The sequence below is a fragment of the [Zimmermannella] faecalis ATCC 13722 genome, assembly GCF_000381765.1.
Taxonomy (GTDB): Bacteria; Actinomycetota; Actinomycetes; order Actinomycetales; family Microbacteriaceae; genus Gulosibacter; species Gulosibacter faecalis.
This window is the reverse complement of record NZ_KB907075.1, coordinates 244793-259419: the sequence shown is the minus strand read 5'-3', so window position 1 is coordinate 259419 and position 14627 is coordinate 244793. Positions and strand designations below refer to the sequence as shown.

Annotated in this window: 13 protein-coding genes and 1 tRNA gene; 5 read left to right on the top strand and 9 right to left on the bottom strand. The window is 68.4% G+C overall.

Features of this window, described 5'->3' with window-relative positions:
- Positions 1–11 precede the first annotated feature (11 nt).
- Complete coding sequence (locus tag G328_RS0103950; protein WP_019618047.1) at positions 12–974, top strand: rhomboid family intramembrane serine protease; 963 nt, start codon at positions 12–14, stop codon at positions 972–974.
- A 131-nt stretch (positions 975–1105) separates the two neighbouring features.
- Here the strand turns inward: G328_RS0103950 and G328_RS16815 are convergent, their stop codons facing one another.
- Positions 1106–1735, bottom strand: a complete 630-nt coding sequence (locus tag G328_RS16815; protein WP_019618046.1) for a cell division protein CrgA — start codon at positions 1733–1735, stop codon at positions 1106–1108.
- Between the two features lie 31 nt (positions 1736–1766).
- On the opposite strand from G328_RS16815, the gene G328_RS14105 reads away from it, so the two are divergent.
- Positions 1767–2570, top strand: coding sequence for a class E sortase (locus G328_RS14105; RefSeq protein ID WP_019618045.1), 804 nt, complete (start codon positions 1767–1769; stop codon positions 2568–2570).
- Between the two features lie 9 nt (positions 2571–2579).
- Complete coding sequence (locus tag G328_RS16590; RefSeq protein ID WP_019618044.1) at positions 2580–2756, top strand: hypothetical protein; 177 nt, start codon at positions 2580–2582, stop codon at positions 2754–2756.
- Here the strand turns inward: G328_RS16590 and pknB are convergent.
- The 7 genes from pknB to G328_RS0103900 form a co-directional block, all read right to left on the bottom strand.
- The gene (gene pknB, locus G328_RS14095) at positions 2753–4570 is read right to left on the bottom strand and encodes a Stk1 family PASTA domain-containing Ser/Thr kinase (RefSeq protein ID WP_019618043.1); all 1818 of its coding nucleotides are present in this window, start codon (positions 4568–4570) and stop codon (positions 2753–2755) included. The two genes, G328_RS16590 and pknB, sit on opposite strands and share 4 nt — an antisense overlap.
- Before the next feature lie 90 nt (positions 4571–4660).
- Positions 4661–6475 (bottom strand): serine/threonine protein kinase, encoded by a 1815-nt coding sequence (locus G328_RS14090; protein ID WP_083919538.1) that lies wholly within the window; start codon positions 6473–6475, stop codon positions 4661–4663.
- On the bottom strand, positions 6472–7932 hold the full coding sequence (locus tag G328_RS0103920) for a peptidoglycan D,D-transpeptidase FtsI family protein (RefSeq protein ID WP_019618041.1): 1461 nt from the start codon (positions 7930–7932) through the stop codon (positions 6472–6474). Before G328_RS0103920 ends, G328_RS14090 begins: the two co-directional genes overlap by 4 nt.
- Positions 7929–9353, bottom strand: coding sequence for an FtsW/RodA/SpoVE family cell cycle protein (locus G328_RS0103915; protein WP_040904716.1), 1425 nt, complete (start codon positions 9351–9353; stop codon positions 7929–7931). The genes G328_RS0103920 and G328_RS0103915 overlap by 4 nt, the downstream gene beginning before the upstream one ends.
- Before the next feature lie 2 nt (positions 9354–9355).
- Complete coding sequence (locus tag G328_RS0103910) at positions 9356–10699, bottom strand: PP2C family protein-serine/threonine phosphatase (RefSeq protein WP_019618039.1); 1344 nt, start codon at positions 10697–10699, stop codon at positions 9356–9358.
- A complete protein-coding gene (locus G328_RS0103905) occupies positions 10699–11241 on the bottom strand; it encodes an FHA domain-containing protein FhaB/FipA (protein WP_019618038.1) in 543 nt (180 codons plus the stop codon). The genes G328_RS0103910 and G328_RS0103905 overlap by 1 nt, the downstream gene beginning before the upstream one ends.
- Positions 11238–11951: an FhaA domain-containing protein gene (locus G328_RS0103900; RefSeq protein WP_019618037.1), complete on the bottom strand. Its 714-nt coding sequence runs from the start codon at positions 11949–11951 to the stop codon at positions 11238–11240. Before G328_RS0103900 ends, G328_RS0103905 begins: the two co-directional genes overlap by 4 nt.
- Positions 11952–12116: 165 nt before the next feature.
- On the opposite strand from G328_RS0103900, the gene G328_RS0103895 reads away from it, so the two are divergent.
- Positions 12117–12203: transfer RNA gene (locus G328_RS0103895), tRNA-Leu, on the top strand.
- 63 nt (positions 12204–12266) lie between these two features.
- On the opposite strand, the gene G328_RS14085 is transcribed toward G328_RS0103895, so the two are convergent.
- Positions 12267–13811, bottom strand: coding sequence for an HNH endonuclease (locus G328_RS14085; RefSeq protein WP_019618036.1), 1545 nt, complete (start codon positions 13809–13811; stop codon positions 12267–12269).
- 315 nt (positions 13812–14126) lie between these two features.
- On the opposite strand from G328_RS14085, the gene G328_RS0103885 reads away from it, so the two are divergent.
- On the top strand, positions 14127–14615 hold the full coding sequence (locus G328_RS0103885) for a hypothetical protein (protein WP_026339637.1): 489 nt from the start codon (positions 14127–14129) through the stop codon (positions 14613–14615).
- The last annotated feature ends 12 nt before the right edge of the window (positions 14616–14627 follow it).

The following is a 14627-nucleotide window of genomic DNA, read 5'->3' as shown; positions in this document are numbered from 1 at the left end:
CACACCCCGACATGACGACATCGCCGACCGGCGCCGCGAGCAACCACTCCGACAACTTCTGTTACCGCCACCCGTCACGGCCGAGCTACGTGCTCTGCCAGCGGTGCGCGCGCACGATCTGTCCGGAGTGCCAGACGCAGGCGCCGGTTGGCGTCATTTGCCCCGAGTGTCTGCGCGAGCAGCAGGGGCGAGTGCAGGGCCAGCAGCGGATGCACGCGCAGCAGCGGCGTCAGGCCGCCGGCGGCCGCGTGGGTCAGCTGCGGCAGCGGCTGCTCGGGAGCGGCAGCCCCGCCACGTACACGCTCATGGCGCTCATCGCCGTCGTCGGCATCCTGCAGTGGATCACGCGGATGTCGGGCAGCGGCTTCATCGACCAGTACGGCTCGTACTCGCCGCAGTTCACCGACCTGCAGCACTACTACCCGAACGGTCAGCTCGCGTTCGAGCCGTGGCGCATGCTCACGGCGGCGTTCCTCCACAGCTCGTTCCTGCACTTCGCGATGAACACGCTCACGCTGTGGATCTTCGGGCGCGCCCTCGAGCCCATCATCGGGCCGCTGCGCTTCGCGATGCTCTACCTCGTCTCGGGGCTCGGCGGTTCGCTCGCCGTCGCCCTGCTCGCGCCCGGCAGCTGGGTGATCGGCGCATCCGGTGCCGTGTTCGGTCTGTTCGGCGCCTGGTTCCTCGTGCTGCGAAAGCGCGGGCAAGACCTCACCTCGATGCTCGTGCTCATCGGCATCAACGTCGCGCTGTCGTTCATCAACCCCGGCGTCTCGTGGCAGGCGCACCTCGGCGGCCTCGTCATCGGATTCCTCTGCGGCTGGCTGACGATGCTCGACCTCGAGCGGGGTCGCAAGCGGCCCGGGCGCATCAAGAACGGCCGCCGCACGCTCCCCGTGCTCGGCCTCTGGCTGCAGGTGCTCGTCGGCGTGTGCTGCATCGCGGTGCCGCCGCTCGTCGGCACGCTGCTGTAGCCGCCGCTGCGTTCTATCCCCAGCTGTCTATCCCCAGATTGATCCACACCTGGGGATAACTACACCCGTGTAATTCGATGTGAGTTACACGGGTGTAATTCATTCACACACGGTGGAAAACCTGTGGATAACTATTTCCAGTTCGACATCATGAGGAACCCGACGAGGGCGATGCCGAAGCCGACGAGGATGTTCCAGTCGGCGAGCGCCGCGACCGGCGCGCGGCCAGACGACAGGTAGTACACGAGAATCCAGATGAACCCGAGGATGAGGAAGCCGAACATGATCGGCTTGAACCAGACGGGGTTGCCGTCGCGGGCCTCGGCCGAGGCGGATGCGCGGGTCTGTTCCTTCGTCAGCGTCGCGGTGCTGCTCTTCGAGCCCCTCGATCCCTTGGGCTCGTACTTCTTGCCCCGGGCCTCGGCCGCGATCTGCTTCGAGCGCTCGATGCGCTCGCGCTCGGCGCGCTTCTCGCGCTTCGCGGCCTCGCGCTGCTCCGCCTTCGTCAGCGGCTTCTTCGCAGCCTTCTTGCGCTTGGTTGCTCCGGCCGCCGAGACGACGTCGGCGTCGTCATCGATTTCGTCGTCATCAACCTCAGTCTCGTCGGCGACCTCGGTGTCGTCGTCGACTTCGGTGTCGTCCTCGATCTCCACGTCGTCGGCGATCTCCGCCTCGTCATCGATCTCGAGCTTGTCGTCGATCTCGAGGTTGTCGTCGATGGGCTCGTCGTCGCGACCGGCCTTGGGAGTCTCGTTGGGCATGAGTGCATTCTAGCGGTCTACAATTGCCGCCATGAGCTTGCCCGACGCCCCCGACACTCGGCGTGCCCGTCGGGAGGCGCGGCGCAAGCGGGCGCAGCGCATCACCGTCACCGGCGTGCTCGGTGAGCTGCTCCTCACTGCTGGCCTCGGCACCCTCGCGTTCATGGGCTGGAAGTACTGGCTCAACGACGTCATTCAGGGCAACGAGCAGAACTCGGCCGGCGGCGAGCTGAGCCAGCAGTTCGAAGAGGAATACGAGCAGGCGCCCGACCCCGAGCTCGACGAGGCAGGCATTCCGGTGCGTACGACGCCGACCGAGTCGGCCGAGCCGTTCGCGGTGCTCTATGTGCCGGCCTTCGGCAAGGACTACTCGCGCACGATCGCGACCGACATCACGCAGTACGGGGTGCTCGACCACTACGTCGGGTATTACATGGAATCGGATGCGCCGGGCGCGGTCGGCACCTTCGCCGTGGCCGGGCACCGGCTCGCGTACGGCGCGCCGATGCAGAACATCCCGAACCTGCAGGTGGGCGACCACGCCTACGTCGAGACGGTCGACGGCTGGTACGAGTACGAGTACCGCTCGGGCGAGTACGTCGACCCGTACGAGGTGTCGATTCTGTCGGACGTGCCGCGCTACCCCGACGAGACGTCGAGCGACCGCATCCTGCTCATGATGACCTGTAACCCGATCTACTCGGTCGCCGAGCGCGTCGTGTCGTACTCGGTCTTCGTCGACTTCACGCCCCGGTCTGAGGGCGCCCCCGACGAGATCGCCGACGTCGTGAACGAGCGCACCGCGAACGACGGCCAAGACACCGGCCGCGAATAGGAGACGAACGTGTACGGAGCGCTCTGGCGAGTCCTTCCCGGCCCCTGGCCGGTGAAGCTGCTGTTCATGCTCGTGCTCATCGCCGCCGTGCTCACGGCGTGCGTGCTCTGGCTGTTCCCCTGGATCGACGCGACCTTCCTCACGCCGCAGGACGTCACCGTCGGCCTCGAAGCGGGGCTCGACTAGTCGTTGCCGCCGATCTCGGCGTCGTTGTCGTCGCCGTTGTTGCCGCCACCGCTACCGCCGCCGCCATTGCCGCCGTTTTCGTCGTCGCTCGGCTGCGGGTCGGGTTCGGGGGCTGAGCCGGCGCAGTAGCTGAGGCCGACCTCGCTGCCCTGGGCGACGGGGCCGGGCGCGACGGTCATGTTCACGATCGGGTTGCCGTCGACGGCAGGGCAGTTCGTGAGCTCGTTGTGCACGGGTGTGAGGCCGAGCTCGCTCAGCGTCGCCTCGGCGTCGGCGAGGTTCTCGCCCTGCAGGTCGGGGAGCGTCACGTTGCCGGTCGACACGTAGATGTCGACCTTCGTACCGGGCGCGACCGACTGCCCGGTCGAGGGCTCGCTGCGAATCACCTGGTCGGCGGGGATGTCGGCGGAGTCCTCGCGCGTGATCGAGCCGCTCTTGAGCCCGAGCTCCTCGAGGGCCGCCGTCGCCTCCGTCTCCGACATGCCGTCGAGCGAGGGGACCGCGACCGCATCCGGGCCTGACGACACCGTGAGCGTGACGGTCGTGTCGAGCCCAACGCTCGAGCCTTCGGGCGGCGACTGCGCGATGACCTCGCCGGCCTCGACCTCGTCGCTCGACTGCGTCTCGACGCGGGCGTTGAGGCCGAGGTCTTCGACCGTGGCGGTCGCCTCCTCCTCGGTCATGCCGACGAGGTCGGGCACGGTCGCGCTCGTCTCGGGCAGCTGCGTCGGCTGCAGGAGTAGGACCCAGAGCAGCACGCCGATGACGACGGCGGCGACGAGCGCGACGGCGCCCCAGATCCACATCGCCGGCGGGCGGCGCTGCACCTGCGGGGCGCGGTCATCGTCGTCGTTCATCGAGTTGAGCGCCGACTCGGTCGCGTCGACCGCGGTCGGGCCCGCACCGAACAGCTCGGTCGGGGTCGAGTCCTCGGCCACCTGGCGCGTGTACGCGGGCGCGACGCCCTGGAACGCACGCTCGAGGTCGCTGCGGAACTCGGCGGCGGTCTGGTACCGGTCGTCGGCGCGCTTCGCGAGGGCCTTCATGACGACGGCCTCGAGCGCCGGGGTGACGCGCGACGAGAGCTCGCTCGGCTTGCGCGGCGGCTCGGTCACGTGCTGGTAGGCGACGGCAACGGCCGAGTCGCCCTGGAACGGTACGCGGCCCGTGAGCATCTCGTAGAGCACGATGCCGGCCGAGTAGAGGTCGCTGCGGCCATCGACGGTCTCGCCGCGGGCCTGCTCGGGGGAGAAATAGGATGCGGTGCCGAGAATCGCGGTCGTCTGCGCGATGGTGCCGGCCGTGTCGGAGATCGCCCGGGCGATACCGAAGTCGGTGACCTTCACGTCGTCAGAAGTCGTGATCATGACGTTCGCGGGCTTGATGTCGCGGTGCACGACGCCGGCGCGGTGCGAGTACTCGAGCGAGGTGAGGAGACCCGACATGTACTTCTCGATCTTCTGATCGCTGAGCGGCGACTCGGCCATGAGGTCGCCGAGCTGGCGGCCGTCGATGTACTCCATGACGATGTACGGCACGACGATCTCGAAGCCGTCGGCGCGCACGAACGTGTCTTCGCCGGCGTCGAACACCCGCACGATCGTGGGGTGCGTCATGCGCGCGGCGGCCTGGGCCTCCTGCCGAAACCGGCTGCGAAACGAGGTCTCACCCGCGAGGTTCGTGTGCAGGAGCTTGACCGCGACGTGCCGACCGAGACGTTCATCGGTCGCCGCATACACCTCGGCCATGCCGCCGCGGCCGATGCGCCGTCCGATTTGATAGCGGCCAGCGAGAGTGCGTTCTCCCTGGATCACTTGCTGAACTCCTCAGGTGTCGTGGGGCCGGTCTCCCGGCAGATTGGCCGCAGCCAATCGCTACAGACAGATAAGTCTAACGACAGGTCGCTAGTTCTCCTCGTCGCCCTCGTTTGCGCCCGGCGTCGCCGAGATGGTCGGCAGCGGGTTGTCGCCGCCCCCGCCGTTCTCCGGCAGCTGCTCGGTGACCTCGTCGGAGTCGGGCACCTCGGAGCCCGAGCACTCGGGGCGGTACTTCGCCGTCACCGCGGTCGCGCCGTCAGGGATCGTCGTCGTCATCGAGGTCGCGCTCGCGGGCTGCGAGTACTCGACCGTGCCGGCACTGCCACCCGTCCATGTGAGCGTAATGACGTATCCGGTCAGCGACTGGCCCGCGGGGCACTGGCCCTCGTACGAATCCCAGTTCACGATGACGTCGGTCGTCTGCACGCCGACGGCGGGCGGGTTCGCCGGCTTCTCGGCCGAGGCGATGTCGCCGTAGACGGTGACCTGCACCGTGTCGCCGACGGTGAGGTTGCCCGTGGGGTTCACCCCGATGACGGTGTTCACGTCAGACTCGGACTGCGCCGACTGGCCCTCGACGCGCTCGGGCACGAGCCCGAGCTCCTGCAGCCTCGAGGCCGCGTCGTCGTAGTCGAGGCCCTCGAACTCGGCCGAGGTGATCGACACCGACTCGGGTTCGGTCTCGGTGGGGGTCGGGTCGGGCTCGGAGCTCTCGGTCTGAGTCTGCGTCGGGGCCGGGTCGTCGCCGCGGTCCTGCAGCAGCGCGAAGCCGAGCAGGCCGAGGGCGAGGGCGAGGAGCACGAGCGCGGCGATGAGAATCCAGCGCCAGTTGCCCGGCTTCTTCGGGTTCTCGGTGAGCGTGTCGTCGCCGTTGCCCTCGGAAGTCGCCACCGACTGATCGCGCGTGTCGGTGCCCATCAGCTCGTCAAAAGGGCTGTGCTGCTCCGTCGGTCGCTGCTGCGCGGGGGAGCCGAGCACCGTCGTCGCCTGGTTGTCGGTGCCCATGACCTTCGTCTGGTCGAGCGGCGCGGTCGCCGTGCCGACGCCGAGCACGGCCGGCACGGCCTGCGCCGCGCGCTGCACGTCGCCGTCCCGCAGCGCGCCGCTCGCGCGCGAGAAGGCCGCGGCCGACTCGGGCCGCTCCTTCGGGTCTTTCGCGATCGACGACATGACGAGGTTGCGCACGGGTTCGGGCACCGTCACCGGCAACGGCGGCGGCGCGTCGTTGATGTGCGACATCGCGATCGCGACCTGCGACTCGCCCGTGAAGGGGCGGCGGCCGGCGAGCGACTCGTACGCGACGATGCCGAGCGAATAGATGTCGGTCGACGGGGTTGCGGCGTGACCCGACGCCTGCTCGGGCGACAGGTACTGCACCGTGCCCATCACCTGACCGGTCGCGGTGAGCGGCACCTGGTCGGCGATGCGGGCGATGCCGAAGTCGGTGATCTTCACGCGGTGGTCGGGCGTGATGAGCAGGTTGCCGGGCTTGATGTCGCGGTGCACGAGGCCAGCGCGGTGCGCGGCACCGAGCGCGGCCGCGGTCTGCGACACGATGTCCATCACCTGGTCGGGCGGGAGCACGCGCTCGCGCTCGAGGATGGTCGACAGCGCTTCGCCGGGCACGAGCTCCATGACGAGGTAGGCCGAGCCGTTCTCCTCGCCGTAGTCGTAGACGTTCGCGATGCCCTCGTGGTTCACGAGCGCGGCGTGCCGCGCCTCGGCACGGAAACGCTCGAGGAACCCGGGGTCGCCCATGTACTCGTCTTTGAGGATCTTGATGGCGACCTGGCGGCCGATCACGAGGTCGGTAGCCTCCCAGACCTCGCCCATACCGCCGATGGCAATGCGGTTCCCCAACTGGTACCGATTGCCGAAGGTGACTCCGTGTGCAGGCCTCATTCCCCAAGCACCGCCTTAATCACATTTGCTCCTATTGCTGCCGCCAAACCATTACCGGTGCCGCTCTGCCCCATGCCGCCGCCGTCTTCGAGCACGACCGCGACCGCGACCTGCTGCCCGTTCGACTCGGCGAATCCCGTGAACCACAGCGAGTACGGGTCACCATCGCCGTTCTGCGCCGTGCCCGTCTTGCCCGCGACGTCGAGCCCCGCGATCTGCGCGTTCGTAGCGGCGCCGCTCGAGACGCTGCCCTGCATCATCTCGGTGAGCTGCTGCGCCGTCTCGGACGAGATGGGCGAGCCAAAGCTGCTCACCTGCGGGCCCTGAATCTCGTCGAGGTTCGGCGTGAGCACGCTGTCGACGACGGTCGGGTTCATGAGCTCGCCGCCGTTCGCGATCGCGGCCGACACGAGCGCCATCTGCAGCGGGGTCGCGCGCACGTCGAACTGGCCGAAGCCCGTGAGGGCGACCTGCGCGTCATCCATGTCCTGCGTCGGGTAGACCGACGCGGCCGACTCCATCGGCACGTCGAAGGTCGAGTTGAAGCCGAACGCCTCGGCCGTCTCGCGGAGCTTCTCGGGGCCGAGCTCGACTGCGAGTTGCGCGAACGGAATGTTGCACGAGAGCTCGAGCGCCGTCGTGATCGTCGTCTTCTCGCCGCTGCCGCAGGCGGCGCCGTGCGACGGGTTGTAGACGACGCTGCTCGAGCCGGGCAGCTTCCACTCGGTCGGGTTGTCGAGCTCCGTGTCGGGCTCGACGATGCCGTTCTCGAGGGCCGCCGCGGCCACCACGATCTTGAACACCGACCCGGGCGGGTTCAGGTTGTCCGCGATCGCACGGTTGTACAGCGGGTCGCTCGAGTCGTTGAGCAGCGCGTTGTACGCGTCGATCACCTGCGTGTCGTCGTGCATCGCGAGCGTGTTCGGGTCGTACGTCGGCTTCGACACCATCGCGAGAATCGCGCCGGTCTCGGGGTCGATCGCGATCACCGCGCCCTGCATGTCGCCGAGCGCATCCCACGCCGCCTGCTGCGCGTCGGCGTCGATCGTCACTTCAACCGCGCCGCCCGCGGGCGACGAGCCCGTGAACATCGCCTGCAGGCTCGTGAAGAACTGCGAGTCGCTGCGGCCCGAGAGCTCGGCGTTCATCGCCGACTCGATGCCGGTCGCGCCCTGGTTCGCCGAGTAGTAGCCCGTGATGGGGGCGTAGAGCTCGCCGTTTTCGTAGACGCGCTGGTACTTGTACTGGGTACCGTCGGCCTCGGAGTACGCGATGGGCGTGCCGTCGATGAGGATCGGCCCGCGCTGCACCTCGTAGCTCGCGAGGAGCACGCGGGTGTTGCGGCCGTCGGCCGCGAGCTGCGGCGCCTGGAACACCTGGATGTACGTCGACGACCCGAACAGGGCGAGGAACATGACGAGCAGAATGACGCCGATCGCGCGAATGTTCTTACTCATGCCGTGGCCCCCTCTCGCGTGTTCGGTGTTGGTGTGGATGGTGCGCTCGCGTAGATCTGCGACGCGGTCGCACCCGCCTGGCCCGAGCGTACGGTGTCGCTGAGCCGCAGGAGGATCGCCACGATGATCCAGTTCGCGACGAGGCTCGAACCGCCCGCCGCGAGGAACGGTGCCGTCAGGCCCGTGAGCGGAATCACGCGCGTCACGCCGCCAATAACGATAAACACCTGCAGGCCGATCACGAACGACAGGCCCGTCGCAAGCAACCGACCGAAGTCGTCGCCGCCGAGGTGGCCGATGCGCAGGCCGCGGGCGACGATGATGAAGTACATCGCGAGAATCGCGAACAGGCCCGCGAGCCCGAGCTCCTCACCGAGCGCCGAGATGATGAAGTCGCTCTCGGCGAGCGGCGTGAGGTCGGGGCGGCCCTGGCCGAGGCCCGTGCCGATGAGCCCGCCGTTGCCGAGGCCGAACAGGCCCTGCACGAGCTGGAAGCTCCCGCCGTCGGCCTCGTAGAGCGCCGAGTCGAAGGGGTGCAGCCACGCGTAGATGCGGTTGCCGACGTAGCTCATGTTCATCGCCGCGACGGTGCCTCCGCCGATGAACAGCAGCAGGCCGATGATGATCCACGAGATGCGGCCCGTCGCGACGAAGATCATGACGAGGAACAGGCCGAAGTAGAGCAGTGACGTACCGAGGTCGCGCTGGAACACGAGCACGCCCATGCAGAATGCCCAGACGATGAGAATCGGGCCGAGGTCGCGCATCCGCGGCAGGCGCAGGCCCAGGAACTTGCGGCTCACCATCGAGAGCGAGTCGCGTGCCGTCACGAGGTAGCCGGCGAAGAACACGGCGAGCGTGATCTTCGCGATCTCGCCGGGCTGGAAGTTGAAGGGGCCGACCGAGATCCACACGCGGGCGTTCGCGCCGGTCGCCGCGAGGCCCGGGATGAGCGGGAGCACGAGCAGCACGAGCGAGATCGCGCCGAAGAGGTAGGTGTAGCGCTGCAGCCAGCGGTGGTTGCGCAGGCCGATCAGCACCGCGATGGCGATGGCGATCGCGATGCCCGTGTAGACGATTTGCGAGAGCGCCTGGCTGCCGGGCGCGCTCGGGTCGTCGGCGAGGTCGAGCCGGTAGATCATCGTGATCCCGAGGCCGTTGATGACGGTCGCGATCGGCAGCAGGAACGGGTCGGCGCGGGGCGCGCGGAACCGCAGCACGACGTGCACACCGATCGTGAGCGCCATGAGGCCGCCGAAGAGGGCGACGACGTGCCAGTCAAACGAGCCGTTGACGCCGAGCTGCACCTGCAGCAGGGCGCCGAGCACGATGACGTAGGCCATGAGCAGGAACCCGAGTTCCATGTTGCGCAGGCCCTGCGTGCGCTCGCGGCGGGCGGGAACGTTCGTGGTCGAGGCCATCGTCACTCACCTCCTGACGTCGAGGTCGCGGATGCGGTTGGCACCGGCGTGGGCGTGGGGGTTGACTCCTCGACCGCGTCGTCGTCGGGCGCCTCGGTTGGGGCGGTACCGTTCTCGAGGCGCTCGACGAGGTTCTGTGCCTCTTCGAGGGTCGGGAACGCGATCGTGCCGGTGACCTGGCTGCGCTGGTACGGGTTGAGGTCGTCGACCTTCAGGGAGCTCTCTTGCACGACCTCGGAGAGCGAGATGGGCCCGAGGTCGGCGTTCACGCCCTGGTAGATCGCGACGTTGCCCTCGTGGACGCCGACGTAGTAGCGGGTTTGGGTCCACGAGTAGGCGAGCGCCGACGAGACGAAGATGACCGCGACGAGCACGACGATCGCGGCGGCCCAGGTGACGCGGCGCATGAGTTTGAAGCGGCGTTCCTCGGCGAGGATGCGCTCGAACATTTCGTCGGTCGGGGCCGCGAACTCTTCGTTCTCGGGCCGCGCCGCGAGGGTGCGCCGCGAGTGCAGCACGTCGGGGAGCAGGCGCTTGACGCGGCGGGGCGCGTTCGAGGCGTACCGCATGGGGTTGACGGCCGCGCCGACGACCTTCGGGCGGATCGTCTCAAGGGGCTTGTCGCCAATCTCGAGCACGACGACCGTGACGTTGTCGGGGGCGCCGTTGTCGAGGGCGAGCTGCACGAGGTCATCGCCGACCTCGCGCGACGACTCGACGCTGCGGGCGAGCACGGCGGCGATCTGCGTCTCGTCGACGTAGCTCGAGAGGCCGTCGGAGCAGAGCAGCCAGCGGTCGCCGTCGACGGCGGGCACGACGTACGTGTCGACGTCGGGCGAGGTCTCGACGTCGCCGAGCACGCGCATGAGCACCGAGCGGCGCGGATGCACGAGGGCCTCTTCGGGTGTGATGCGGCCGGCGTCGACGAGGCGCTGCACGAACGTGTGGTCGACCGTGACCTGGCTCAGCTCGCCCTCGTGGAACCGGTAGACGCGTGAGTCACCGATGTGGCCGATGACCATCTCGTCACCGATGCGGGTGATGAGGTCGGCGGTCGTGCCCATGCCGCGCAGCTCGGAGTGTTCGCGCGCCGCCTCGACGATGAGCTCGTTCGCCTCGTGGAGGAGCGACGTGAGCCCCTCCTTCGCCTCGTCTACCGACGTGAACTTCGTGTCGTGTTCGGCGAGGAACTTCACCGCGATCGACGACGCGACGTCGCCGCCCGCGTGGCCGCCCATCCCGTCGGCGACGCCGTAGATGTGCTTGCCAATGAGGCCGGAGTCTTGGTTATTCGACCTGACTCGGCCAACGTGCGACACCGCACCGGCGCGAACAACCTGTGGCATCAGCGAAGCTCAAAGGTGGTCGTGCCGATGCGCACGACCGTGCCTCGGCGAATCTCGACGGGCTGGGAGACGCGCTCGTCGTTGACATAGGTGCCGTTCGTTGAGTCGAGGTCTTGCACCATCCAGGCGTCGTTCCAGCGCAGCAGGCGCGCGTGGCGGGTCGAGGTGTAGTCGTCTTGGATGCGGAGGTCGGCGTCGGGGGAGCGGCCGATGAGCAGCGGCTTGCCCGTGAGCTCGATCTCGGTGCCGCGCTTCGGGCCCGAGGTGATGATGACCTGGCGGAACTGCGCGGGGCCGGCGTCGTTGCTCGGCTGCGGCTGCGGCTGCGGCGCGGTGGGGCGGGGCGCGCCGCCCGCCGGGACGGGGGCCGGCTGCGGTGCCGGGGCGCCCTGCTGTCGAGATTGTTCGAGCGCGCGCTGGTAGTCGCGCGAGCGGGAGCCGAAGAGGTCGCTGCGCAGGGCGTAGATGATCGAGAACACGAAGATCCACATCACCGCGAGGAAGATTAGGCGCAGCACCAGCAGTGTCAGTTCGCCGCTCATCGCATGCCTCCCGGTTGTTGCAGATAGCCAGTATCGTCGCTCGGCGAGGCCTGGGGCACGACTCGAAACGTGAGTTGCGTGCGCCCGATCTCGATGAGCGAGTCGGAGTCGAGCGCCGACTGCGAGACTCGGCGCCCGTTGAGCTTTGTGCCGTTCGTCGACCCAAGGTCGCGCAGGCCGGCGCGCTGGCCGTCCCACACCACCTCGGCGTGGCGGCGCGAGGCACCGCCGTCGTCGATCGTGATCTCGGCGTCGCCGCCGCGGCCGATCACGGTGCTGCCGCGGCGCAGCGTGAAGCGCTGGCCGTTGACGTCGATGACGGGGGTCCACTCGACGCGGCCCTCGACGGTGCGCGACTCGATTTCGAGCTGCCCCTCGCTCAGCGAGTCGTTCTGCAGCAGCTTCACGGAGAGGCCGCCAGCGAACTGGTAGTGCTGGCGGGAGGCGTGCTGCTCGAGCTCTTGCACGAGGGTTCCCGTGAGCGAGTCGCCGAGGCTCGCGAGGCGGTCGTAGTCGCCCTGCGACACGATGACGTGAAAGCGGTTGGGCACGAGGATGCGCTCGCGCGACACGATCGACGCGCGGGTGTCGCACTCGCGCTTGAGTGCCGAGACGATTTCGACAGGCTGCAGGCCCGATTTGAACGTCTTGGCGAACGCGCCGTTAAAGGCGCGCTCAAGCCCTCGTTCAAATTTGTCGAGAATTCCCACACTGTCTCCTTGGGGGACGGGTCACCGGCGTGGTCGTTCGCGATGACTGACCTGCGCAGCGCGCAAGCCTACCGCCCACATAGTAGTGGTCGAGAATGAGTTGCGCGCGCCGCGGCCCGGCGCGCGTGGATCAGCGGTCGCCATTGTGGTAGGGTGGCTGCTTGCGCGCGAGTGGCGGAATAGGCAGACGCGCACGGTTCAGGTCCGTGTGCCCGAGAGGGCGTGGGGGTTCAACTCCCCCCTCGCGCACCAAGTTGTGAGTCGCGATCCCAGGGTGTTTGGGGTCGCGACTCGCTTGGTTTTCCGTTCAGCGAGTTACGCGAATTCGAGCACCGGAGGCGTCGGCGGCGCGCCGGGTGCGGTGCGCAGCCGTCCGCCGAGGCGTGGCGAGCGCAGCAGGTCGACGAACGGCGGCGGAACGAACCACACGACCCCGTCGATGATGCGGACGATCCACTCGTCGTGATGCAGCCGGTGGTGACAGCTCGTGCAAAGCAGAATCAGGCAGTCGAGGTCGGTGCGGCCGCCGTGCCGGAGCCACTCGTTCACGTGGTGCGCCTCGCACATCGCGGGTGCGAGCCCGCAGAAGGCGCAGCCGCCGTCGCGCTCGACGAGGGCGATGCGCTGGGCGCGTGAGGCGAGGCGGCGGGTACGGCCGAGATCGAGCACCTCGCTCTCGCCACCGAGCACGAGCGGGATGATTCCGGCGCTCGCGGCCATGCGGCGGGCCGCCGCGGCACTGATGCGCGATGCGGTGCCGGCGATCTCGGCGGTGTCGCCGAACGCCTGCGTGAGCGGATCGAAGTCGAGCCGCACCACGACGTTCGTCGAGGTGCCGGGCACCCGGTCGGCGTCGCACCCGAGGGCGTGCTTCGCGACCATGACGAGCGCGTCGACCTGCATCTGCCGCACGCTGCGCACCTCTTCGGCCACGGCCGTGTCGTCGGCGGGCTCGGCGCCGGGACGATTCGCGCCGCGGCTCGCCCGCAGCTGGGCGGTCGTAATGCCCTCGATCGCCTGACGGATGGGCGCGGCATCGGCGACCGGGAGCTGGCCGCGGATCTTCAGCGAGCCGTCGACCTCGGTGAACGAGAGGAATCGGGCCCGGTGCGCGCGCTGTTCGTTCGGCTCGAGCCCATCGGGGTCGAGCTCGGCCTCGGTTGCGGCGATCTTCTTGCGGAGTTCGTAGGTCTCGAGCGCGGGCGCCGCCTCGACGAGGATGCGCTCGGCGGCCGCGAGGTCGGCGAAGTCGACGCGAGCGGCAAGTCGGGAACGGAAACCGACGATGAGCGCCGCGTGCTCGGTCGTGAGGGCGCCCGCGCGGTGGGCTGCGGCGACGTGCTCGCACGCGGGCGGGAGCGGCTCGCCGGTGAGCGACTCGCGCTCGCGGGTCGCCTCGGCGACCCGACGCAGGTCGAGGGCGTCGGTGCGGGGGAGGGCCGCGAGCTGGGCGATCGCGCCCTCGGCGTCACGGAATCCCGCGCGCTTCGCGAGCGACGCTTGCCCGTACGCGGCGCGAGAACGGGCCGCGAGTTCGCCGGCGAGCACGCTCAGCTCGGCGTCAAGGCGGCGACGGACCGCCCCGGCCGCCCGCATCCGCTCGAGGAGCGCCGCGTCGGAGAGCATCGCGGGGTCGGTAACGCCGGCGTCGACGCCGATCGGATCATTCGCGAGGGCCACCCGGTAGAACTCGAGGGCCTCGTGGGCGAGCTCAATCGGGTCGGGCTGCCGCTTCGTCGGCGCCTCGTCACTCGGTCGAAACTCGACGCGCGCCTTCATTCCTGGGCGGAACTCCACGCCGGGCACGCCCCAACCGGTGTCGGTCGAACCGCCACCACCTTCATCAAACGTCGACGTCACGAAACACCTCCTGGGCACGATGGGTGGCGCCCGAAGGGCGTCACGAAACCACTCATTGCACGGCACTACTTGAGGTGTGTGACGCAGGTGCGGGAGACGGCCGACCTGCCCCAGCGACGTCGAAATTGCCAGTTCCCACTCGTCGACGTCTCACATTCGCCGCCGAAGCGGCCAGATTCGCTACTGGATCGAACCTGTATCAAGAATAGAACACAGATTCGGCTACGGGCAAGCGATATGCGTCCACTACAGGGAATATTCAGGTTCACCGAACGGGGGTAACCGAGAAGCTGCGAAAAAGCACATCGAAACAACATGCGAACCACAACCCTCGACGCCCGTTCACCCCGCATCCCTACCCTCAACATCGTGGACGCCATGGACTTCGAACTCACCAATGCGACCTCCCGCGAGCGGTGGGTCGACCGGTATCCCCGTCTCCACCACCTCCTGTGGATGCTCGTGCCCGTCGGGCTCGGCGTGTGGATCGGCACGATCGTCGCCGGGTTCAACCGCCTGACCTACCAAGAGGTCGACGCAGTCGCAGAGTGGAACGAGGAGTCCAGGCAAGTGCGCCACGACGAGTGGCTGGAATTCGCCGCCGACCGGCTCACGCAGGAGGCCCTGCCGTTCCTGCTCGTTGCGCTGAGCATCCTCGTGCTCATTCCGTACCTATTGCGCGCGATCTTCCCCGAGCGTGCGGGCTACCGGCACCTCCTGCAGTTTGCGGTCGTCTTCGCGCTCGTGCTCGTCGCAACCCTCGGCATCATCGTCATGCGGAGCTTCGGCTGGCAGCCCTCCTGATGCGCGACACCG